The organism is Flavobacterium phycosphaerae, assembly GCF_010119235.1.
GTDB lineage: Bacteria > Bacteroidota > Bacteroidia > Flavobacteriales > Flavobacteriaceae > Flavobacterium > Flavobacterium phycosphaerae.
Map to the genome: position 1 here is coordinate 773953 of NZ_JAAATZ010000001.1, position 22935 is coordinate 796887.

14 protein-coding genes and 2 pseudogenes are annotated in these 22935 nt (G+C 38.0%); 11 read left to right on the forward strand and 5 right to left on the reverse strand.

Going from position 1 to position 22935, the window contains the following annotated elements:
* The first annotated feature begins 18 nt into the window (after positions 1-18).
* Together GUU89_RS03385 and GUU89_RS03390 are read left to right on the forward strand one after the other, a co-directional pair.
* Positions 19-501: a hypothetical protein gene (locus tag GUU89_RS03385; RefSeq protein ID WP_162126602.1), complete on the forward strand. Its 483-nt coding sequence runs from the start codon at positions 19-21 to the stop codon at positions 499-501.
* Between the two features lie 2 nt (positions 502-503).
* The gene (locus tag GUU89_RS03390; RefSeq protein WP_162126603.1) at positions 504-905 is read left to right on the forward strand and encodes a hypothetical protein; all 402 of its coding nucleotides are present in this window, start codon (positions 504-506) and stop codon (positions 903-905) included.
* Here GUU89_RS03390 and GUU89_RS03395 read toward each other — a convergent pair.
* Together GUU89_RS03395 and GUU89_RS03400 are read right to left on the reverse strand one after the other, a co-directional pair.
* On the reverse strand, positions 889-1245 hold the full coding sequence (locus GUU89_RS03395) for a hypothetical protein (RefSeq protein ID WP_162126604.1): 357 nt from the start codon (positions 1243-1245) through the stop codon (positions 889-891). The genes GUU89_RS03390 and GUU89_RS03395 overlap by 17 nt on opposite strands.
* On the reverse strand, positions 1238-2212 hold the full coding sequence (locus GUU89_RS03400) for a polyprenyl synthetase family protein (protein WP_162126605.1): 975 nt from the start codon (positions 2210-2212) through the stop codon (positions 1238-1240). The genes GUU89_RS03395 and GUU89_RS03400 overlap by 8 nt, the downstream gene beginning before the upstream one ends.
* A 138-nt stretch (positions 2213-2350) precedes the next feature.
* Between GUU89_RS03400 and GUU89_RS03405 the strand changes: the two genes are divergently transcribed.
* The 4 genes and pseudogenes from GUU89_RS03405 to GUU89_RS03420 all read left to right on the forward strand — a co-directional run bounded on the left by GUU89_RS03405 (position 2351) and on the right by GUU89_RS03420 (position 8930).
* Positions 2351-2956 (forward strand): TetR/AcrR family transcriptional regulator, encoded by a 606-nt coding sequence (locus GUU89_RS03405; RefSeq protein WP_162126606.1) that lies wholly within the window; start codon positions 2351-2353, stop codon positions 2954-2956.
* A gap of 10 nt (positions 2957-2966) precedes the next feature.
* Positions 2967-4289 (forward strand): TolC family protein, encoded by a 1323-nt coding sequence (locus GUU89_RS03410; protein WP_162126607.1) that lies wholly within the window; start codon positions 2967-2969, stop codon positions 4287-4289.
* Between the two features lie 10 nt (positions 4290-4299).
* The gene (locus GUU89_RS03415; protein ID WP_162126608.1) at positions 4300-5439 is read left to right on the forward strand and encodes an efflux RND transporter periplasmic adaptor subunit; all 1140 of its coding nucleotides are present in this window, start codon (positions 4300-4302) and stop codon (positions 5437-5439) included.
* Positions 5440-5460: 21 nt separating this feature from the next.
* Positions 5461-8930, forward strand: a pseudogene (locus GUU89_RS03420) (efflux RND transporter permease subunit).
* Positions 8931-9007: 77 nt separating this feature from the next.
* On the opposite strand, the gene GUU89_RS03425 reads toward GUU89_RS03420, so the two are convergent.
* Both GUU89_RS03425 and GUU89_RS03430 read right to left on the reverse strand, forming a co-directional pair.
* The gene (locus GUU89_RS03425) at positions 9008-10264 is read right to left on the reverse strand and encodes a zinc-dependent metalloprotease (protein ID WP_162126609.1); all 1257 of its coding nucleotides are present in this window, start codon (positions 10262-10264) and stop codon (positions 9008-9010) included.
* Positions 10265-10395: 131 nt separating this feature from the next.
* On the reverse strand, positions 10396-13122 hold the full coding sequence (locus GUU89_RS03430; protein ID WP_162126610.1) for a zinc-dependent metalloprotease: 2727 nt from the start codon (positions 13120-13122) through the stop codon (positions 10396-10398).
* Between the two features lie 376 nt (positions 13123-13498).
* Between GUU89_RS03430 and GUU89_RS03435 the strand changes: the two genes are divergently transcribed.
* The 5 genes and pseudogenes from GUU89_RS03435 to GUU89_RS03455 all read left to right on the forward strand — a co-directional run bounded on the left by GUU89_RS03435 (position 13499) and on the right by GUU89_RS03455 (position 17700).
* Positions 13499-14011, forward strand: a complete 513-nt coding sequence (locus tag GUU89_RS03435) for a hypothetical protein (RefSeq protein WP_162126611.1) — start codon at positions 13499-13501, stop codon at positions 14009-14011.
* Between the two features lie 63 nt (positions 14012-14074).
* Positions 14075-15006: pseudogene (locus tag GUU89_RS03440) on the forward strand (bifunctional riboflavin kinase/FAD synthetase).
* A 123-nt stretch (positions 15007-15129) separates the two neighbouring features.
* Positions 15130-15573 (forward strand): hypothetical protein, encoded by a 444-nt coding sequence (locus GUU89_RS03445; RefSeq protein WP_162126612.1) that lies wholly within the window; start codon positions 15130-15132, stop codon positions 15571-15573.
* A gap of 75 nt (positions 15574-15648) precedes the next feature.
* The gene (gene bioB, locus GUU89_RS03450; protein WP_162126613.1) at positions 15649-16734 is read left to right on the forward strand and encodes a biotin synthase BioB; all 1086 of its coding nucleotides are present in this window, start codon (positions 15649-15651) and stop codon (positions 16732-16734) included.
* Between the two features lie 105 nt (positions 16735-16839).
* Positions 16840-17700: a cupin-like domain-containing protein gene (locus GUU89_RS03455; RefSeq protein ID WP_162126614.1), complete on the forward strand. Its 861-nt coding sequence runs from the start codon at positions 16840-16842 to the stop codon at positions 17698-17700.
* 47 nt (positions 17701-17747) lie between these two features.
* On the opposite strand, the gene GUU89_RS03460 is transcribed toward GUU89_RS03455, so the two are convergent.
* A complete protein-coding gene (locus GUU89_RS03460) occupies positions 17748-22592 on the reverse strand; it encodes a T9SS sorting signal type C domain-containing protein (protein WP_162126615.1) in 4845 nt (1614 codons plus the stop codon).
* Positions 22593-22935: the final 343 nt, after the last annotated feature.

Consider the following 22935-nt stretch of genomic DNA (forward strand, 5'->3'; position numbering starts at 1 on the left):
TTTTTATTTGGAATTCCTATGACGGTTTTATCTCAGGAAAAACCTTTGCCAAAAGCTAAAACCGGTGAGTTTTGGGACCATGTTCAATTTGGCGGTGGTTTTGGTATCAGTGCCGGAAATGATTATACTGATATTACCATAGCGCCCAGTGCGATTTACAATTTTGATGACAATTTTGCTTTAGGTCTCGGATTGCAGTACAGTCATTTGAAGCAGCGCAATTTTTACAACTCCAATATTGTTGGCGGAAGTGTAATTGGTCTTTTTAGTCCAATTGAAGAGATACAGTTTTCATTGGAAGTGGAAGAAATTCATGTAAACAATACCTACTCCGATTTATACAACAACATCAAAAAAAGTTTTTGGAACACCGGTTTGTATGTAGGTGGTGGTTATCGGGCAGATAATGTTACGATTGGCGCCAGATTCAACGTATTATTTGATAAAAACAAAGATATCTACGGCAGTGCATTTATGCCGTTTGTAAGAGTATTTTTTTAAGTATGAAAACTATTTTTTACTCCACAGCATTGCTTTTGAGTTTTGTGGGATTTTCGCAAAACCCCATCTCGTTTGGGAACAATAAAATTCCGAAAAGTAAATACCAGTCCGGATTTTTGAATGTTAATGTCAGTCCGCTGTCTTTTAAACCCAATTATCTGAGTCAAAAGAATTTCGCTTCCGGCTATGCCTTAGAAGTTTACAATCCTACAACACAGTTGAATGATACTTTTGTAAAGGTTAATGATACTTATTATATGAGTAACATCAAGTCGTTTCCGAATTATGGTTTTGACGGAATTAAAATGGACTCGTTCAACCCATATGGCACCTCAGATATAGGTGGCACTATTGTTTCCGGGCTAATTAACTTACTGCTTTCAGGACCTAAAGACGGTTTCTAAACCAAACTTTCATCCATTCTCTTCTCAAAACCAAAAAAGCAATTTGTTCGGAAAGTTCCACTGTATCGCTTCCGTCTAATTGTTTGACATTTTCTTCTGGAACATCAATAATGTAAAGCAGATTGAGTAGTTCTGAGTATTTGTATTGAATCAAGCGGTAAATTTTTTCATGTAGCTGTACTTTCAACTCATAAGGCGAAGTGCTTTGCGGAAAGTCAATCGGCTCGTTGGCAAAATTGAAGTCCTTGTTGATTTGCTCCAAAAGTTTAGCGTACAGGTTTTCTTTCTCGGCTTCCGAAAGTAATTGATCAGTGTTTATAGGGGCTAAATAACTAGACATTTCGATTCATTAAATTTTCGCCAAAAGCTTTCAAAATTGCTTTTTTATCAGCATTGATATTTATTTTTTCCAACATGGCAAAAGCGGTAAAAGTATAATCTTGAATGGCTTTTTGTGTGGCTTCCGAAGCGCCGGTTTGATTGAAAATTTCTTTCACCGAATTGATTTTATCCGTATTATCATTGGGTTGAATAGAAAACAAATGCAGTAATTGTTCCTTTTCATTGGGTTTGGCAAACTCAATTGCTTTGAGGTATAAATAGGTCTTTTTATTTTCAATAATGTCGCCACCAACCTGTTTCCCGAAAGTTTCCGGGTTACCGAACGCATCTAAATAATCGTCTTGCAACTGAAAGGCTATGCCCAAATTCAATCCGAAATCATAAATCGCAGAGGCGTTTTCATCCGAAGTTTGCGCTACAATAGCCCCCATTTTCATAGCAGCTCCAACCAAAACGGCTGTTTTGTATTCTATCATTTTCAGGTATTCGGGAATCGTAACATCGTCTCGAGTTTCAAAATCAACATCGTATTGCTGACCTTCACAAACCTCTAATGCTGTTTTACTGAATAATTTGGCCAATTCGCGAAAAACTGTCGGCTCATAACTTTCAAAATATTGATACGCCAAAATCAGCATCGCATCGCCGGATAAAATTCCGGTATTCACGTTCCATTTTTCGTGTACCGTTTCTTTCCCTCGTCTAAGTGGTGCATCGTCCATAATATCATCGTGTATCAGCGAAAAGTTGTGAAAAACCTCAACCGCCGTTGCTGCGGCTAATGCTTCATGACAATCGGCATCAAAGACTTCGGTGGCCATTAACGTTAAAACCGGACGCAATCTTTTGCCCCCAAGCGAAAGGATATACCGTATGGGTTCATAAAGAGAATTGGGTTCTTTTTGAAAAGATAAGGAATTGAAATGGGTTGTGACTATGTCCTGATACTGCGATATCGCGTGCATGGCTTTTTTTGGCTAAAGTAATCCAAATAATGCTTTTATCAAAGCGTGAAGTAAATGTTAAAAAAATGTAAAAACTTAGGAAACTATTTTTGTGTTAAAAGTTTCCGTATTACATTTGCACCATAATTTATAAATACCATGAATACTAAAATTATAGACAAAGCAACGGAAATGTACCTATCCTTCGGGTTTAAGAGTGTAACTATGGATGATATTGCTTCGAAAATGGGGATTTCCAAAAAAACGATTTACCAACATTTTGAAAATAAAACCGATTTAGTAGAAGCGGTGACGATGCATTTATTTGAAACCATTTCTTGCGGGATAGATAACATTCAAGCTATGGATAAAAATCCAATTGAGGAGCTTTATGCCATTAAGGATTTTGTTTTGAAAAATTTAAAAAACGAAAGCACCTCGCCAATTTATCAATTGCAAAAATACTATCCGCAAATTCACAAGACACTAATGTCGCGTCAGTTTGAAAAAATGGGAGATTGTGTTATCGAAAACCTTCGAAAAGGAATTGAACAAGGCTTGTTTCGTGACGATATTAATCTGGAATTAATTGGTCGTTTTTATTTTGCCGGCATGACCAGCATTAAAGATGCAGAGCTTTTTAATCCAATACAATTCAGTTCAAAATTAGTACAAGAAACCTATTTAGAATACCATGTAAGAGGGATTAGCACCGCAAAAGGTATCGCCGTTTTAGAAGAAATAATTAAAAACAATAATCAATAATCATCAATCTATGAAAAACAAAGTTATACTACTCTTTCTCCTGATGGCAGGCATCATGCAGGCTCAGGAAAAAAAGCAAAACTATTCGTTTAGTTTGCAGCAAGCCATTGCTCATGCGCTCGAGCACAATTATTCAGCCATCAATGCCAATAGAGATATTGAAGCCGCCAAGCAAAAAAAATGGGAAACCACCACCATTGGTTTGCCTCATTTAGACGGGAGTGTGAATTATCAAAACAACTTTAAGATTCAACAAAATCAATTTACGGTTAATGGCGTAACCAATACATTAGAATTTGGAAATTATAATTCGATGGATGCCGGGTTGAAGTTGAGCCAACTGATTTTTGATGGTTCCTATTTAGTAGGGTTGCAATCGGCAAAAACCTATTTGAAGATTTCACAAAATGCCAAAATAAAAACCAACAACGAGTTAAGAGAAATTGTGGTTAATTCCTATGGCAATGTATTGTTGGCCCAAGAAAGTGTTTTGATTTTAGAAAAAAACAAAACCATTTTGACCAAAACCCTCAACGACACCCGTGAAGTATTCAAAAACGGATTAATCGAGGAAGAAAACGTAGAGCAATTACAGCTTACATTGGCTACGGTTGAAAGTTCATTAGAATATTCTAAGAGAATGAAATCTATTGCAAGCAATATGCTGAAGTTAGTTTTAGGCATCGACTTGAACGAAGAATTAATCCTAACGGACAATCTTACGGCGCTTACACAAAACAATCTGGATTTGGCCATTTTGAAAGAAGAATTCAGTGTGGAAAACAACATTGATTACCAAATTGGCAAAAATGTTGAAGAAAGTAACCGTTTACTAGTGAAACTGGAAAAAAGCAAAGCCTTGCCAACGCTGGGAGCGGCCGTAAATTTTGGTTCAAATACTTTTGGAAGTCGTTTTACCATGTTTAACACAGATCAAAAATGGTTCAATTATTCCAACTTAGGAGTTGGTTTAAACGTGCCAATCTTCAGTAGCTTTGGTAGAAGTGCCCGAACACAACAAGCCAAAATTGCTTTGGAACAATCAAAAACACAATTGATTGAAACCGAACAAAAACTGAAACTGCAATTTGAAAAAGCCAAAAGCGATTATGAATACAGTTTGGAACAATTTGCGACTGCCAAAAACAATTTAAGCTTAGCCGAAAGAATCGAAGGCAAACAACAAATCAAATTTCGTGAAGGTCTTTCTTCCAGTTTTGATTTTACAGAAGCTCAACAACAATTGTACAGCAAACAGCAAGATTATCTGCAATCAATGGTAGATGTCATCAACAAAAAAGCAACTTTAGAAAAAATATTAAATAAAAACTAACCTATTACAAATGAAAAAAATACTATACCTATCGGCATTTTCCATTTTTTTACTGTCCTGTTCAAACGGAGTAAAGAAGGATAGCATTGATGATTTAATCTCTGCTAAAAATGTAAAAGCTTTGCAGGATAAAAAAACGGCTTTGCAAGGCGACATTACCAAAATTGAAGCGGCTTTAGCAACATTGGATGTTAAAAAAGAAGAAGCTTTGGTTTCGGTAACAACAGTAAAAGATACGGTTTTCAATCATTATCTTGACATTCAGGGAAGCGTGAATACCAAAGAAAATATTTTGGTACAACCGGAATTTAGTGGAACATTAACATCGCTAACGGTAAAAGCCGGAGACCGCGTTGCTAAAGGACAAATTTTAGGTCGTGTGGATGATGGCGGTATGAGCCAACAATTGGCCAATGCTGAAAACCAATATGCTTTAGCCAAAACCACTTTTGAAAGACAGAAAAATCTTTGGGACAAAAAAATTGGATCTGAAATTCAGTATTTACAAGCACAAACCCAAATGATTTCGGCTCAAAAAGGAGTAGCACAAATCAAAGCACAATTGACAAAAACAGTTATTCGTGCTCCGTTCACCGGAACAATTGATGAAGTTTTTGTAGAAAAAGGACAAGTGGTAGCGCCAAGTGCTCAGGGTTTAATGCGTATAGTGAATTTGGGCAATATGTATGTTTCCACTACAGTTCCAGAAACCTATATCGGCAAATTAAAAGTGGGTACGTTAGTAGATGTGTATTTAACTTCTTTGAACAAAACCTATAAAGGCAAAGTGCGTCAGGTGGGTAGCTTCATCAATCCAAGCAACAGAAGTTTTGGTATTGAAGTAAGTGTTCCCAATCCAGAAAACTTGTTGCGTCCTAACCAAGTGGCTAAGCTAAAAATCACTGATTATGTGAATAAAAATGCTATTGTAGTGCCAACCAATGTAGTTCAGGAAGACGGAAACGGCGACCATTTTGTTTACACCGTAGAAGGCAGCAACGGAAAAACCGGAACCGCTAAAAAAGTAATTGTTACCGTTGGAAAATCTTCAGACAATGTGACTGAAATCCTAAGCGGTTTAACTGCTAATGAAATCATAGTTACCGAAGGCGTTAACAACATTTCGGAAGGAATGAAACTAAATTTCTAAACCCATTAACCAAATAAAAATATGAGTCACCAAAGTAAAGAATTCAGCATATCGAGCTGGGCCGTAGACAACAGAGTCACGGTTTACATCTTCACCTTTTTGATTGTCGTTACGGGTTTGATTGCCTATGTGACAATGCCACGTGAAGATTTCCCGGAAATCATCGAAAATAAAGTTTACATTTCTTCTGTATTCCCTGGGAATTCAGCCGAAGATGTAGAAAAATTAATTGTCAAACCACTCGAAAAAGAAATTAAAAACATCAGTGGTGTTGAAAAAGTAACCGCCAGTTCATTTCAGGATTACGGAATGATTATCGTTGAGTTCGGCGATAAAGTGGGAATTGAAGAAGCCAAAACCAAAATCAAAGACAAAGTGGATGTGGTTAAAGCCGATACCGATTGGCCCAATCTGGATAACGGAAGTAAAGTAGAACCCAGTGTTTTTGAATTAAACATTTCGGAAGAAGTGCCTATTTTGAATATTAATCTGCAAGGAAATTACACCACGCAACAGCTTAAAAAATATGGCGAAAAACTGCAAGATGACATTGAAGAAATTCCCGAAGTAAAGAAAGTCGACATTTTAGGTGTAGATGATAAAGAAGTTGAAATTGCCGTAGATATTTTCAAAATGACAGCCGCTCAGGTTTCGTTTGACGACATTCAAAATGCCGTGAAATATGAAAACATGACACTTTCGGGAGGAAATTTAATCTCACAAGGTTCTCGAAACAACATCCGAATCGTAGGAGAAATCAAAGATCCGAAAGAACTGGAAAATGTGATTGTCAAATCGCATGGTGGTTCAGTCTACTTAAAAGACATCGCTACGGTTTCGTTTAAGGAAAAAGAAAAAACAACTTATGCCCGTGAAAAAGGAACCGAAGTGGTGATGTTGAACGTAAAAAAACGTTCGGGTCAAAACATGATTTCTGCCATTGAGCAAGTCAAAGAAAAAATAGAATTGGCGAAAGCTGATTATTTGCCAAAAGACTTAAAATTAGAATTAACCAACGACCAATCTTCTCGTGTTGAACACCAAGTAGATGAATTATCCAACCACATTATCTTCGGAATTGTGCTGGTAATGATTGTATTGATGTTTACCATGGGATTGCGAAACTCTTTATTCGTAGGAGCTGCTATTCCGCTGTCTATGTTGATGGCGTTTACTATCCTTTCCGCTTTTGGATTGACCTTGAACACCATGGTATTGTTTGGATTGGTAATGGGATTGGGGATGTTAGTGGATGACGGAATCGTAGTGGTGGACAATGTGTTTGCCAACATGAAAAAAGGGATGCCGCGACTTCAAGCTTCTAAGATTGGTATTGGCGAAATCGCCTGGCCGGTAATTTCATCTACTGCCACCACCTTGATGGCGTTCTTACCTTTTGCTTTATGGCCTGGAACTATGGGTAAATTCATGATTTATTTCCCGATGACTCTTTCGGTTACTCTTGGCGCTTCGTTATTTGTAGCGATGATTGTCAACGCTGCCATGACAGGAGGTTCGATGGATATTGAAGACAGAAACGTAACTTCGAAATCGGCCAAAATGTACACTATTATTTTTGTTATCGTTGGGGTGCTCTTCGTAGTAATCGGTAATGTTGGTGATTCAAAATTTGCCAGAGCTATTGGTCACTTGGCTATCATTTCATTGGGATTAATGTGGTTGTATAAATTGAAATTGTACCAATGGACACAAGATTTTCAACACAGCTTCTTTCCTAGAATGGAAGAAAAATACAAACGCTTTTTGGCCAAAATATTAACCGGAAGAAATGCTTGGATTGCCCTTGGAAGTATCATCGGAATGTTATTTTTATCGTTCATACTGTTAGGAGTTTTCCCTAGAAAAGTATTGTTCTTCCCGGATAATATACCCAAACAGGTAATTACTTATATTGAATATCCACAAGGAACCGATATTGAAAAAACCAATAAGGCTACGCTTTTTGTAGAAAAACAGGTGATTTCTATTTTGAAAAAATATATCGATCCGACAACCAATAAAAATTTCTTAGCCGAAAGTATTGTTTCGCAAGTAGGTGTTGGTGCCGGAAACCCTAATGTAGATGCCGGTTCCGCTTCGGAGACACCATTTAAAGGTAAGGTTACCGTGAATTTCTCAGAGTTTAAATTCAGAAGAGGAATTAACACTTCGGATGTTTTAGAAGAAATTCGTGCCAAAGTAAAAGGAATTGCAGGTGCCAAAGTTACCGTTGAAAAAGATGCTAACGGGCCACCGGCCGGTTATCCTATCAGTATTCAATTAACCGGAGCTGCGGGAGCAGATTATGATGTGATGTTGAAAGAAGCCAGCAAAATGATTGCTTTTGTTGACAGTAAAAACATTCCCGGTATTGAAAAGCTTAGTGTGGATGTGAATAAAGAAAGTCCGGAATTAGAAGTGATGGTTGACCGTGTAAATGCCGGTAGTGCCGGAGTTTCAACAGGACAATTAGGGTATAATTTGCGCCGTTCGGTTTATGGTCAGGAGATTTCGACTTATAAAGAAGGAGATGACGATTATAACATTGTAATGCGTATGCAGGATGATCAACGTAAAGATGAAAACGTGCTTTTCAATCAGTCGTTAACGTTCCGCAACCAGAATAATGGACAAATTGTACAAGTTCCTATATCGGCGGTTTCTAAAACGGAGAAAACGTATACTTATAACCAAATCAAACGTAAAGGGTACAAACGCATCATGACCATTTATTCTAACGTACTGACGGGGTATAATGGTGATGAAATAACCAAACAAATTGCAGCCGAATTAAAAGGATACGAATTGCCAAAAGGCATTAGCTACTCCTTCTCGGGGTACAGGAAGAACAAGGCAAAAACCAAAGTTTCTTAATGTATGCGTTGTTCTTAGCTTTGGCTGGTATTACGATTATTATTGTACTGCAGTTTAACTCGATTTCTAAAACCATGGTCATTTTGTTTACGGTATTGTTGAGTTTCAGTGGTGTTTTCTATGGTTATATTATTGCCGGAATGGACTTTGTGGTCTTAATGACGATGATGGGTATTATTTCCTTGGCGGGAATTGTAGTGAAGAACGGAATTGTATTGATGGACTTCTTCGTGTTGCTCTTAGATAAAAAAGTAGCCGAAAAAGGAGTTGAAAGTCACGACGATTTAGACCTGAACGAAATCAAAGAGGTAATCATCGAAAGCGGGAAGTCACGTTTGCGTCCGGTATTGTTAACCGCGTTGACAGCCGTATTAGGATTAATCCCGTTAGCCATAGGGTTGAACTTTGACTTCTTTGGATTGGTAACCGATTTGAATCCGCACTTGTACATGGGTGGAGATAACGTAATTTTCTGGTCGCCTTTGGCTTGGACAATTATCTTCGGATTAACTTATGCCACCATCTTAACTTTAGTAATGGTACCGGTAATGTTCTACTTAGTGAAAAGAATGAAATACTGGTTAAGAGACAGAAGAACCAAAAGACTGACAGCATAACAACAAGCTTTCTAATCATAAAAAAAGCGCCATCTGAATCAGATGGCGCTTTTTATTTTATACTGTTGGTGAAATAATTACTGAATAAGTAATTTTTTAGTTACCAATCCATTCTCTGTTTTAATGTTGATAAAGTAAACACCTGTACTAGTGTTTTGTAAATTGATGGTCTGAGTTAAACCAGCTGATTGATCATAATTATTTTCATAAATAGTTTGACCGGCAACATCAAATACTTCAACAGAATAGCTTCCTGTTAATTCTTTAAATTCAATCGTAAAGCTTCCTTTATTTGGATTTGGATACAAGCTAAAGGTGTTTTCTACAAATTTAGTGTTGGCTAAAACATCAGTTTTAAATTCAAGAGCAATAGCATTATAATAAGTTCTCATTCTATTTTCTTGACCAAGAGTGAACATATACATACAAGCATCATTAACATAATCCATGTAGTTCATAGTTAAGGCATATTGATCAGGCACACATCCTGCTACATCACCTGCAGCCGGACAATCATAATTTTCAGTTCCTAAAGCTGGTGTATCACATACTTTGTCTCCTTGAGTGCTACAGTTAGTACCACAACCATTAAAGGTGTGATCTAAATTAAAAAAGTGACCTAATTCGTGAGTAAGAGTTCTTCCTAAATTGTATGGAGCACCTGGTACATAACCGGTACAACCACTTCCTGAACCAAACGCATTGTTATCAATAACAACCGTTTCACCGGCTGAAGGCGAACCTCCAAGAGGAGAATAACCAAGAATTCCACCTGATATATTTCTACATACTAAATTCAAATATCCAGCCCAAGTACTATCAGAGTCAGCGTTAGAAAGGAAATCGGTTCCAAAAGTTACCGCAACGGTTCCTTCCGCTATACCTGATCCTGCCGGGTGGTTGACAGTAGCTAAAACAAACTTAACATTTAAATTACCAACACTGGTAACCATTGGATAATAAGGAGCATCAGCCGCCCAATTTGAAATGTCGGCATTGGCTGCGTTATAATCCGCATTTAAAATATTAATTTGAGTTTGAGCAAAGTTTCTCAAACAAGTTTTAACCGTGGCTGAAGCAGCACCTGCTGAAGGAAAGTGAACAGCTACCGGAATTGTAATTAGTGCAGCCGCTGTACTATTAGTAGCATTGCTGTTTTTGTTTAGTGTTTCATTTTGCAACTCTAATTCAAATTTTGCCTGATTATCAAGGTGAATTTGTCTTGACACAGGGTTTGCCATGATTTGTTGCATTAAGGCTTGCGTACCGCAAGTTCTATGCTGTGCAAAACTCATTTGAAAAACGAGTAACACGAAAAGTACTTTTAATTTCATTTTTAAGGTATTTTTATTTTTTTAAAGAGCCAAATTTAAACAATTGTTTGTCAATTCATAATTTTTATTACAAATAATGAGGAAATCAATATAGAGCCTCATCATTTGTAATCATTTAATTATCAATTATATTATTCGATAATTATACGTTTTACCATTTTTCGGTTACCGTCAGAAACATTAACCAAATAAACTCCTGCCTGAGCATGGTTTAATTGAATGTTTTCGTTGAAAGTCCCTTGTCCGGTATAGTTATTTTCAAATATTTTTCTTCCGCTCATATCAAATACATTAACTTTTATTTCATTCGAAGCAGCATTACTAAACTGTATATTGAAATTTCCTTTGTTAGGATTTGGGTAAATTGTTAAATCTGAAATTTCATAAGAATTGGTTGCCAATGTACATCCCAAATCAATTCCCCAAGAAACTAAAGTTCCGGTATTGGTAGGATTATTATCGGTAACAGTTAATGTCCAGTTTCCTAAAGAAGATTTACCATTATAACCGGCCAAAGCAAGTGATGACTGCGCTGCATTGTGTGTTCCGGTGGATGGACTGGCACAACTGATAGCACCTGAACCATCTGCGAAAGTGATATCAATTCCTGAGTAAGTTCCGGTGTTACAGTTCTTGTTCCATAAGGTTCTTATAGTTCCGTCTGGGTGAAGAATTTTCACTACTAAATCTCCTGTTTTGGTATGATTAATTTTAAGATTTACTTTCAAATTACTGATGGTCACATCATCCTGTACATTTAAAACAGAAGTGGTAACTACACCGGCTGTATTAGCAACGGTAGCATCAGCAATAGCGGCATTAGGTGAAATAGAATAAGCATGACAAGTTGCACCGATAGAAAATGCTTTTGAGTTAACAGCCCAATAGAAATTAGCCGTTGGTTCAATCATGATTCTACAATTTAATGCACTAACATTAGGAACAGTAATGGTTTCTGAACCGTCATTAGGTGTATCAGTAGCTAAAACAGTGTCAAAATTTAAACCTCCGTCAGTAGACAATTTAATATTTACATTGGTAGAACCTGCTAAAATGGTAGTGTTAGCCACATCCCAAGTGATGGTTTCTGTGGTAGCCGGTGTCCAGTTTACTCCGGTAGTACTTTGAGAGGTTACTACAAAAGGTCCTGCATTTGCATTCACTGTTACTATTTTAGCAATACTGTTTGTTTGTCCACCATTCAAGACGTTATCTCTAACCGTTAATCCAAAACTCAAAGTTCTGCCAACAGTAGAAACGGTTTCCCAAGTGGTTGTTAAAGTCCCCGCCAATACACTGGCTAAAGCAGGCATGTATCTTACCGGTGAGGCGCTTGGTACTCTTGATCTGAAGTTCGGTCCATCCGTTTTAGTTGGTGATGGCATCGAATCCGCTGCACTAATTATAGTAGCATCATTGTTATCTTCCCAACAGTAAGTCAAAACTTCTCCTGAAGTTCCGGTACCTGACCCTACTAATTTAAAAGCTGTACCTATTGGAATGCTTATATTACCACCACTACTAACTGTAGGTTTTGTATTGGTATAAGCCGGTGTTGTAGTAGTGTTATAAGATATAGGACAGGTTTTTGATTGTAAGTTAGATTGGATTTGAGAAATACTCTTGAAAGCATAATACGCATCGGAATGGGCTTGAACATCAGTAGACCCCGTAATCCCGGCATATCCCATGATAGTTGAACCACTTCCCGGCTCCACATTTACACTTGAATCTTCACATTGACCACTGCTACACCCAACTCCACCATAAGAAAAAGTATGGTTAGCTCCCAGTTGGTGTCCCATTTCATGAGCTACATAGTCAATATCAAAATTATCCCCAGCAGGAATCCCGTCATAAGGAGAAGTATATCCGCTTCCTTTGTTTTTATCGGTTGTGCTGGCAGTATCATCAACACACACACAACCTACACAGCCTGCATTTCCACCACCACCACTGGCTCCAAATAAGTGCCCAATATCATAAGCGGCATTTCCTAACACATTAGTTAGTGCATTTTGAACTTGTGTATTCCAAGCAGCAGGCGCTTGATTTCCGGTCACTGTAGAATAAGGGTCAGTCGCCGCATTAGTATAAATCACTAAATCATTGTTGGCAATAATCAATAATTTCACAGCCAAATCATTTTCCATTACAGCATTAACACGGGTCATGGTATTGTTCATTCCGGCTAAAGCTCCGGCTACAGTACCTCCAAAATAAGTAGTGTATTCAGCCGTACAAGACAACGCCAAACGCATTGTTTTATAGATTTGGGCACTTGATTGTACTGACACACTATTTTTCAATTGTTGTGTCAAAGCATCATCATCTGTTGTACAGGCAAATTTTGACCCGTTGCTGATTCTGGTTTTAGCATCAAAAATCACATAAACTGATCTGTCTTTTGTATAAGGCTCAATATATTCAGCTCCTGAATCAGCTCTGAACACCATAGTTTGAATACCTAACGGTGAAAAACTAAAATTTAATCGTGCTGTTGGATCAGTAACACCTCTTCCGACATAGGCTCTGATATTTGGGTATTTTGTCTGCAATTCAGGCTCAAAGTTAGAAGATTCCCAAACTAGAAATTTTTCTAATTGACCCTCTACATTTGGCAATAAAAACTCTGTTCCGGGTTGTCCTGAAGCTCTGTCAGCTACTGTCGCCAAAACCGTTTGGAAAACGGCAGTATTAAATTGTAATAGTTTTTGATTTTCGGAGTAAGGTGTTTCCTTAACCTTTTCTGATGTAATTGAAGTTTCGTTGTCTAAAACTTGCCAAGGGTTATTTCTTTGCGCAAAAACCTGGCTAAGAGAAAACATAAAAATCAATAATACGTAGTGTTTTTTCATGGTATTTTTTGGTTAATAAAAGAAGCCAAAGATAATTATCTTTCAACATATTACAAATCGTAACCCACTTTTTTGAATGGTTTCTAACTAAATTTAACATATAGTCGAAAATTCATAATTTTTTAGGAAAACCATTAAGCCTTTGCTGTGTTCAAACTATCAATGACAAATGATAACAAACCAAACCAGGATTACCCTACCTACTAGTCGTCTTTCAGTCATTTAGGGCACTGATACTCTTTTCAACCAATATTACAGTTATAAATTATTTATTGTTTTAGAATAAACTTACCGGCTATACCTTGCGTAACTTTCCTTTTTTTATCTTTGTTTTTCTTGATAAGAAAATTACCTTATTACGCTAAACTTTACTCTCATGAAACTTTCTTTATCAATTCTAATCCTTTCTTTAGGCATATGTCTTTCTTCTTGTTGCAGTCAAAAAAAAGCAACAAATGGAAATATCATTTTAAAAACCACTCTTTTTAAAAACGGAAACGAAACCCTCTCGCTTTTAAAAAACAAAAGCATCGACACTACCACCAAAAACAACAGTCTGGCCTACGAACTAAAAACCAACACCACAACTGATGTTATTCAGTACAGTTACGAAATCGATATGGACCAAGCTGCTTATGACGGTGGTTTAAGAGAAGAACTGCTTTTTGAAATTCCGCAAGGTGATTTTGAATTCAACCTTACCAATAATGAACTGCAAAAAACCAAAATGCTGTTTGGCCGTTATTGCTATTGCCGAGGACAAAATGGCGTTTTCAAAATAACAAACGGAAGCCTGAACATATCCCGCCAATCAGGGAAAGTGACCTTAGCAATAAATTTTCATCAGGATAGTGTGCCACAAAAAATCAAAACTACAAGTGTAGAATAAGCCCGCTCATTTAATTTGAAATGTAAATGCATTAGTTTAACTTCGCCACGAATTTTAGTTTCCTTGAAAATAGTCCATTCCATATCATCCTTCAAAGGTTCAAAACCTACCATAGTGACTATCGGTACTTTTGACGGTGTGCATTTGGGTCACAAAAAAATACTGGACCAAATTATAACTAATGCACATGACCTTGATTGTGAGAGTTTGGTACTTACTTTTTTCCGCATCCGAGAACCATTCTGCAGGAGAGCACCGAAATGAAACAGCTCAATACGCTGGAGGAAAAAATAACTTTACTCGAAAACTTAGGCATAGACCATCTGGTAGTGCATCCTTTTGACAAAGAATTTTCAAGACTCACCGCTGAAGAATTTGTTAAAGAAGTTTTAGTAGAAACCTTCAAACTAAAGAAAATCATCATTGGCCACGATCACCGCTTTGGCCGGAACCGAACCGCCAATATTGACGACTTAATTCAGTTTGGCGAAACCTATGGTTTTGAAGTTGAACAAATTTCGGTTAAAGAAATCAATGAAGTTTCTGTCAGCTCTACCAAAATCAGAAAAGCACTGGAAGAAGGTGAGGTTGAACTGGCCAACGACTATTTAGGCTACAACTACTCTTTGACAGGAACAGTATCTAAAGGCAAACAGTTGGGCCGAACCATTGGCTATCCCACCGCCAACATAAAAATTGAGGAAGATTATAAACTGATTCCTTCCAACGGAGTTTACATTGCCCAAAGCAATATTGACGGGAAAACAGTTTTTGGAATGATGAATATCGGCAATCGCCCAACTGTAGACGGTACCACTCAAACTATAGAAATTCATTTTTTTGATTTCAACAAAGATCTTTACAACCAAAAAATTACCGTTTCTCTTTTAAAACGAATGCGTGCCGAACAAAAATTCGAATCCCTTGACGCACTCAAAAATCAGTTGGGTATAGACAAAGCCACTGCTCAAAGTTATTTTGACCAATTGAAATAATTCAATTTTCACCCATTTTACTTACACTATCTCTTTCTTATTTGTTAAAGTAATCAAACTATCAAAGATATTTTCTTAAATTTGACAGGATATTTTTATTTACTCACACAAAAACCTATTAAGATGAAATTGCCAAAAGAATTTGCAAACGGAATCATAATCTTCGCCGGAATTGCCCTCTACTTTTTTATCATGGAGTTTTTCGGTTTATCAAACATCCTATTTCTAAGAGCCTTCAATGCGGCTTTTGTTTTTTATGGAATTGCCAGAACTTTAGATTCTAACATTAAAGAAGGAAAATCAGGCTATGTAACCAATTTACTTTCTGCCGGAACAACAGCCATTATCGGAGTATTGCTCAGCATTGGCGGACTACTAACCTACATTTACCTCCGAGGGGGTGACCAGTACATCACCAACAACTTATCAGGCGAAATGTTATTCGGAGGCAAACCAACAGCCAACGAATACTGTATTGGGGTACTTTTTGAAGGAATAGCCTCGGCACTGATACTAGTTTTTGTTGCCATGCAGTTCTGGAGAAAAAAAATGTCAACCGCAAATTAATACTTCCCTTTAACAGTCCATAATATTGTAACTTAATAACAAATTAACTACTTTTGGTGCATCAAAAATGGCACTATGAGTATTACCAAACACAATTGGACTAAAGAAGAAATCATCGCGATATACAACAAACCGCTAATGGATTTGCTTTACGAAGCAGCTTCTATCCATAGAGAACACCACGATCCTAACGTAGTTCAAGTATCTACTTTATTATCTATAAAAACCGGCGGCTGTCCCGAAGACTGTGGCTATTGCCCACAAGCAGCCCGTTACCAAACTAAAATAGAAGGAAACGATTTGATGACGGTAAGTCAGGTAAAAGCACAAGCGCTTCGTGCCAAATCAAATGGTTCCTCACGTGTTTGTATGGGTGCTGCCTGGCGAAATGTTAGAGATGGCGAAGAGTTTGATCAAGTTTTGGAAATGGTAAGAACCATCAACAAACTAGACATGGAAGTATGTTGCACCTTGGGTATGTTAACCGAAAATCAAGCGCAACGTTTAGCCGAAGCCGGATTATATGCTTACAACCACAACTTAGACACCTCTGAAGATTATTATAAAGAAGTAATTTCTACCCGCGGTTTTGAAGACCGATTAAACACCATTGAAAACGTTCGTAAAACCAATGTAACGGTTTGCAGCGGAGGGATCATTGGGATGGGAGAAAGCATTGAAGACCGCGCCGGAATGTTGGTAGCACTTTCAACTTTAAATCCACAACCAGAATCGGTGCCTATCAATGCCTTAGTGGCTGTAGAAGGCACTCCTATGGAAAGCGAAAAACCGGTTGAAATCTGGGAAATGATTCGTATGGTAGCCACTACCCGTATCATAATGCCCGAAACCCAAGTACGCCTTTCCGCAGGAAGAACCGAAATGTCACGCGAAGGACAAGCTATGTGCTTCTTTGCCGGAGCCAACTCTATTTTTGCCGGCGACAAATTATTGACTACGCCAAATCCGGACGTAAACGAAGACATGAAAATGTTTGAAACACTTGGACTGGTAGCACAAAAACCTTTCATCAAAATAATGCAGCCTAAAACCGTTGAAGCTGAAGATTCAGCTTTCCAATCATTAGGCGAAAAACCAAAATGGACCAGACCGGGCCATAGTATTGAAAGAAACTTAGAAGCCTCAACCAAAGGGAAATAGGATTTTAACATAACTCTTTTTACTTTTTGGTAAACCTTTTTTAACTTTGCTCTTAGCTCTCAAGCTGAGAGCATTTTTTTTGTAATTCACTTTATTCAACTATCTATGGCGTTAGCACTGTCAGAAATTGAACGCATAAAAACAATTAGCAAAGAAGACTTCTACAACCACTATGTTAAAAAACAAAAACCGGTGGTTATCGAACAATTAACTACGGACTGGCCGGCTTATGACAAGTGGTATTTGAACTATATTAAAACAGTGGCCGGCGATAAAATGGTGCCACTCTATGATGACAGACCGGTTTCGCACAAAGATGGTTTTAACGAAGCCCATGCTCAAATGAAAATGGCAGACTATATTGATTTGCTGCAATCAAAACCTACCAATTACCGCATCTTTCTCTACAATCTAATCAAAGAAGTGCCTTCCTTACAAGAGGATTTTAAATGGCCCGACATTGGCCTTAAACTGGTAAAGCAGTTGCCTATGTTGTTTTTTGGCGGAGAAAACGCTAAAGTTTTTATGCACTACGATATCGATTACTCCAATATCCTGCATTTTCATTTTCATGGCACTAAAAGATGTATGCTTTTTGCTCCCGACCAAACACCGTATTTATATAAAGTCCCACACGCCTTAATCTCACGGGAAGATATTGATTTTGACAATCCCGACTTTGATAAATGGCCGGCACTAAAAAAAGCAAAAGGCTTGGTTGCCGAACTAAAGCATGGCGAAATGCTCTACATGCCCGAAGGATATTGGCATTATATGAACTATGTTACTCCGGGTTTTTCGATGAGTTTGAGGGCTTTTCCAACCAGCATTACCAATTTATCTAAAGCCGCCTATAATGTTTTTATAATGCGTCACTTTGACACCGTTATGCGAAAATGGAAAGGCCAGCAATGGATTGAATATAAAAACCAAAAGGCCATAGAAAACACCAACAAATACCAATAAAAAAAGGCTGAATCAATCAGCCTTTTTTTTATTTCATTCCTTACTTATTAAAGTATAATTTTTCGGGTAACTACAGTTCCGTTAGCCAATTTGATTTTTACCAATAAAGCTTGTTGGCTTGCTGATATGTTAGAAGTAACAAACACATTGTTGGCAATGTTTTTAGCTTCCAGTAGTTGTCTGCCTAAAATATCGTAAACCGTTACCTCAGCCAAGTTCTCTATATAAGAGTTGATGGTCAATTCACCGTTACGGGTTGACACTACTACATTGTGATCGATAGCATCAAAATCATCGTTACCTAATGATTCATTGGTATAACGCACTACGAAACGATTATTAAAAGTTCCTTTCGGGCTATTGAAAACATAAGGAGCTTGTTTTAAATCATGAATGATATTCAGCAATTTATCTTCTAAATAAATAGGAGTGTCTTCAGCAAAAATACCGTCCGTTTTTTTGATGGCAATAGTATGATTTCCGGCTGTAGTAATATTGACTCCCATTGGCACCTTATCTTCTTTATCAAACGGAAGCGGACGCCCTTGTATGATAAAGGTTTCATCATTGATAAGCGAGTAGAAACTTACTGAACCGCGAGGCACAAATATAGCATCATAAAAATGATCTTTTTCCAGTGTTGAATTAGTAGAATAACCTAACAACGTAGTATCGGTTTCATTGGAAGTGTTGTTAAAAATATCCATCCAAATTCTGCTTTTCTCTTCAACAACGCCTAGATTATCTGTATTGTTATTGGCTGTTCTGTAGAAATCCGTATTGTCGTAAGGAGCATAAGGATTGGTAACCGAAGCAGCGTCACTTCGTAAACTGTTATTGAACGTTATGGTAGTATTTGAGCCAACAAAGCTTTCCAACATATTAACCATAAAGCCTTGTCCGGAAGCAATTTTTCCGGCAAAATCAGTATCTGAAGCTCCCAGTTTATTGTACTTGCAATAATCAGAAGTATAATAATTATAACTGAAGTTTTGATAGAACGGATTAGTAGTCGAAGTAGGGGCCTGACCGTGTTTCCAAATCCATACTGTTCCTTCAATGGCTGCAGTATTTAATTGTAAAAACTTCTCCGCATCAATAGCTGACGGATAAGGATTTCCAACTAAATTCCAGTTATCATCATACTTGGTAGTTGGTACTCCGGCGGCATTGGTAAAATCGGCCGTGATAGTTCCTTTGGTTATTGGGAAAGTAAACGACCCATTATTAGGCTTACCTGTAAAAGTAGTCAGTTGTTGCGCAGCAGCCGTTGGTCTGGCCGGTGAAGTATTTGGCACAGCAATCGCATAGCCTTTTCCTTTGGTCATAGCCGGATAACCTATTTCGGTTGAAGCCCAATTCCAATTTCCTTGAGTATCTGCATTAGCGTATGTTGTATTCCAAATCAAACGCATCCCGTTAGACAAGATGTTGGTTTGGTCAAAAGCATTGGTTGGCGATGACCAATACACATAGTCATTTTGATTAACATTGGCAATTCGTTTTACTTTGAAAGTAGTACTGTTATACGTTCCCACATTAGCATCGGTATCATCCACCTGAATAAACTGTCCATTATCTTCAATAGTAAATGTACCGCTGTGATCTAGTTTTTTGTAAGCTTTGATAAACCCATTAGAATCAATACTCACTGTTCGTCCTGTTTTTACGGTCAAATCGCCCGAAGCAATTAAATCATTGGATACAGCTGTATCAAAATTATTATCCAAAACCACGTTATAGAAAACCTCTGTTCCCTCGGCAGCTACACTACTGATAGTTTGTGGTAGTGTCCCAACAAATTGTACCGTTCCGTTTCCTTCCGAAAAGGCGGCATTGCTAACACTGTTATTCCAGTCACCATATAGTTTGATGATACCGTCATCGGCTGAAGTGCTGTCGTCCATATCAATGGCACCGGTAGAATTGATAAGAACATTACCATGAACTTCTAATATATTGCTGGTGCTACCTTCTAATTTAAGGTTATAATTTGAAACCGTAAGGTCTTTGGATTTGGCAAGATAATTGAAAGAACTGGCACTAGCTGCTGTAGCATCTATCACAACTCCTTGCATAGCACTCGTACCAACAACAACGTTAACGGTCTCATCCGGTACTTTGCGTGATTGCCAATTGGAACAGTCAAACCAATTGGTATTATTATCACCAATCCAAACACCATTTGAATACCCACCAATTGAAATTGATATTGAAGCACCATAAAAATTTGGCCCTGCATTATAGGCAGTATTGTCGGCATAGCCTGTCCAGTTTGAGGAGTTACTAATTCTTGAAACCCAGTCGCGCTGTGTTGCCACTGTCATAGGACCTGTATATTTATTTAAATCTGCTTGAGCAGTTGGCCAAGTTAAAAAACAATCAAAATTGGTTGGCTTATCTGAGTTTTGAGTTCCTCCGGCAGCTGAATTGCCACAAATAGGTGTCCAAACATTTCCTTTGGTATTAAATCCGTATAAGAAATTGCCCGAATAAGTTCCACCGTCCGAAGTAGCAGTCGAAGCATTTGTACCTCCAACCGTTCCACCACTCAAGAAAAATATTTGTTCTCCTGTATTGTTTAGATTAAATGTTCCTTGTGAAGCGGGTTGTGGTTTACTGCATACCCAATTAGACGGGTCAGGAGAAACAACAGAGGCTACACCCGAATTGTTTACGTTAACCGTAACAATAGTACCTTTGGTTAAGGTTGTATTAGCTCTTTCAATGCGTATCCAACCTTCTGATATACCCCATCCGTTTGGAGTACCACATTTCTGATAAGCATTATCCGTCATATCAATGCGAGTTCCCGGTGTAATATCAACAAATGCTACAAAACTAATTTCATCATCTCCACTGGCTAATGCTGTGTTAAAAGCTAAAATAGCTATATCTCCCGGTTGTAAAACGGTAACCACACCTATTTCAAAAGTAGTACTGGTCCCGGCTGTTACCCCCGAAGCTGTTGCCGTCAGTTGCAATCCGGTACCTGTAGCCGTATGAGTAATATTAGAAAAAGTAACCACCCCGGCCACTGCGGCCACCGGCGTTACTGCAGTCATCGTTCCTGAGCTGGCTAATGAAACTGTACCCGTAAAATCTTTATCTACATTACCACAAGCATCAGTAGCTTTAACCACTACGTTTGACATAGCAGTATTTACTCCGGTATTCGCAGGTTGTGTAGTGAAAGCTAATTTAGTAGCCGCCACATCTATTTTGAGTGTGCCTCCGGTAGCCGGTGCATTTTTAACAGCCGTGAAGGTAGTCATGTGAGAACCCGTGGCTAAAACAGTAGTGGTAACATTGCTTATTGAGAATCCAAAATATTCACCGTCTACAACTGACCCTAACGGACATTTTAATGACATTCTTAACGATAAGGTTTTGCTACCGCCATCAGCAGCAACAATATTTAATCCTGAAAATACTATGTTGGAAGCTGACACTACGCCATCAGCCACATAGGTAGTTCCGTCAAATAAAGCGATGGTTTTAATAGCGGCAGACCAATCGGTAGCGGTATTAGAAACTTGTGCTATAGTAAAACCGGTCAAAGTCGTTGGTAAAGTATCTGAATCAGTAGTAGCTCCTCCGTCACGCAATAAAAACTGCATGGCCTGCACACCGGTGCTTGAAGTTAATGGAGCAGCATCATTCATAGTACTCGAAATAGTAACTGCCGAAGAACCTGCTACATACAACAAATCAGAAGCACTGCTGTATAAAGGCGTTACGGTTAAGGTGGCTACAGTTGAAATGTCAAACCCGGCACAAGGCGCCAAAGCCGTTATGATGCATTTGTATTTATACCCATTCATGGTAAGCGGCACATTGGTCAAGGTTAAAGTAGCAGTTGTAGCCCCGGTATAAACGCCACCATTAACTACTGTAGCATCAAAATTACCATCTCCATCATAATCCACCTGCCATTGGTAAGTGGCCGAATTGGTGTTGGTTACACTAAAACTGGTGTTACTGGTTTCGGATATAGATGAATTAGACGGACTACTCGTAAGAGACGGGTTATTGCTTATGGTAATGGTTGATGAAGCATAAGTTGAAGACCAACAAGTTCCATTATAATTTCTCACATAATATGTTCCTGAAGTGCCTGTGGTGTAATTAGACGTAGCAATATTGCCCGGACCCATTGTGGTTCCTGTTGAACTCGTTTGCCAATAACATTGAGCCGCATCTGCTCCTCCATAAGTCAACGTAGACGAACCACAAGTTGATGAAAACAAGGTGATAGAACCAGCTACTGTGGCCGGACATGAACTAGCAACTCCGGTAAAAACTACGTTATCAATACTAAACGTTCCTCCCGAACCTTCAGCATCCCAACCATAAAAACGAAAGGTAGTTGCACTCGAAAGAGCATCATAACTTGCATCAAGAGTTATTGTACTTCCTGTATTTGCACCTGTATTGGAATCTTGCACTATTCTAAAAACATTGGTTGCAACCACAGACAATGCCGCATTTGCAGGTGAAATACTTGCTGGCAAATTGGCTCCATAAGTATCTACAGAAGAACGAACCGCATAATGTCTTATTCCTGTTCCAGATCTTTGCGAAGTAAATGTAATAGTATTAATATCTAGAGTATAACCGGCTGCTGGTGTGATGGTCACTTGATAATACTTTCCAGTGTTTATTGCTCCCGAAAAGGTAACATCGTTTCCATTAGTTGCACCTGTGTCCCAACCAGTAAATGAAAATCGTCCTGCAGCGGAAGAATTAGTTCCAACATTGGAAACAAAAGACCCAAAGGTAACTCCGGTTGCAGTAGGCACCGTTGACGGATCAGTAAGTCCAGAACCCGTTGTTACTGATGCAAAATCATATGTTCCTGTAAAAGCCTGCCCCCATGAAAGTCCACTCATTAAAAGCGCTATAAAAAGTATCTTTATTTTCATTGTACAATGAATTATTTATTTCGTTGATTTCCATGACAAAGCACCAAATTTTGGCGCACAAAAAAAGGTCAAGACACAATAGGTAGAAAAGGGGACAACAAAACTACACCTAAATTACTAAATTACAAGCGCTTCATGTTAAGAAGTTATTAATAAATCGGGGTGTTTTTTAACATTTTCGCCCCTGAGCACCAAAATAAGGTTTTTATTTACGTTTTTGGTCTTTTTGGCTTCGATTTTATTTTTATTTTTATAAGAATTACATTTCTTTTTTATACTGTAACCCTATAAATCCTAATTTAGTACATTT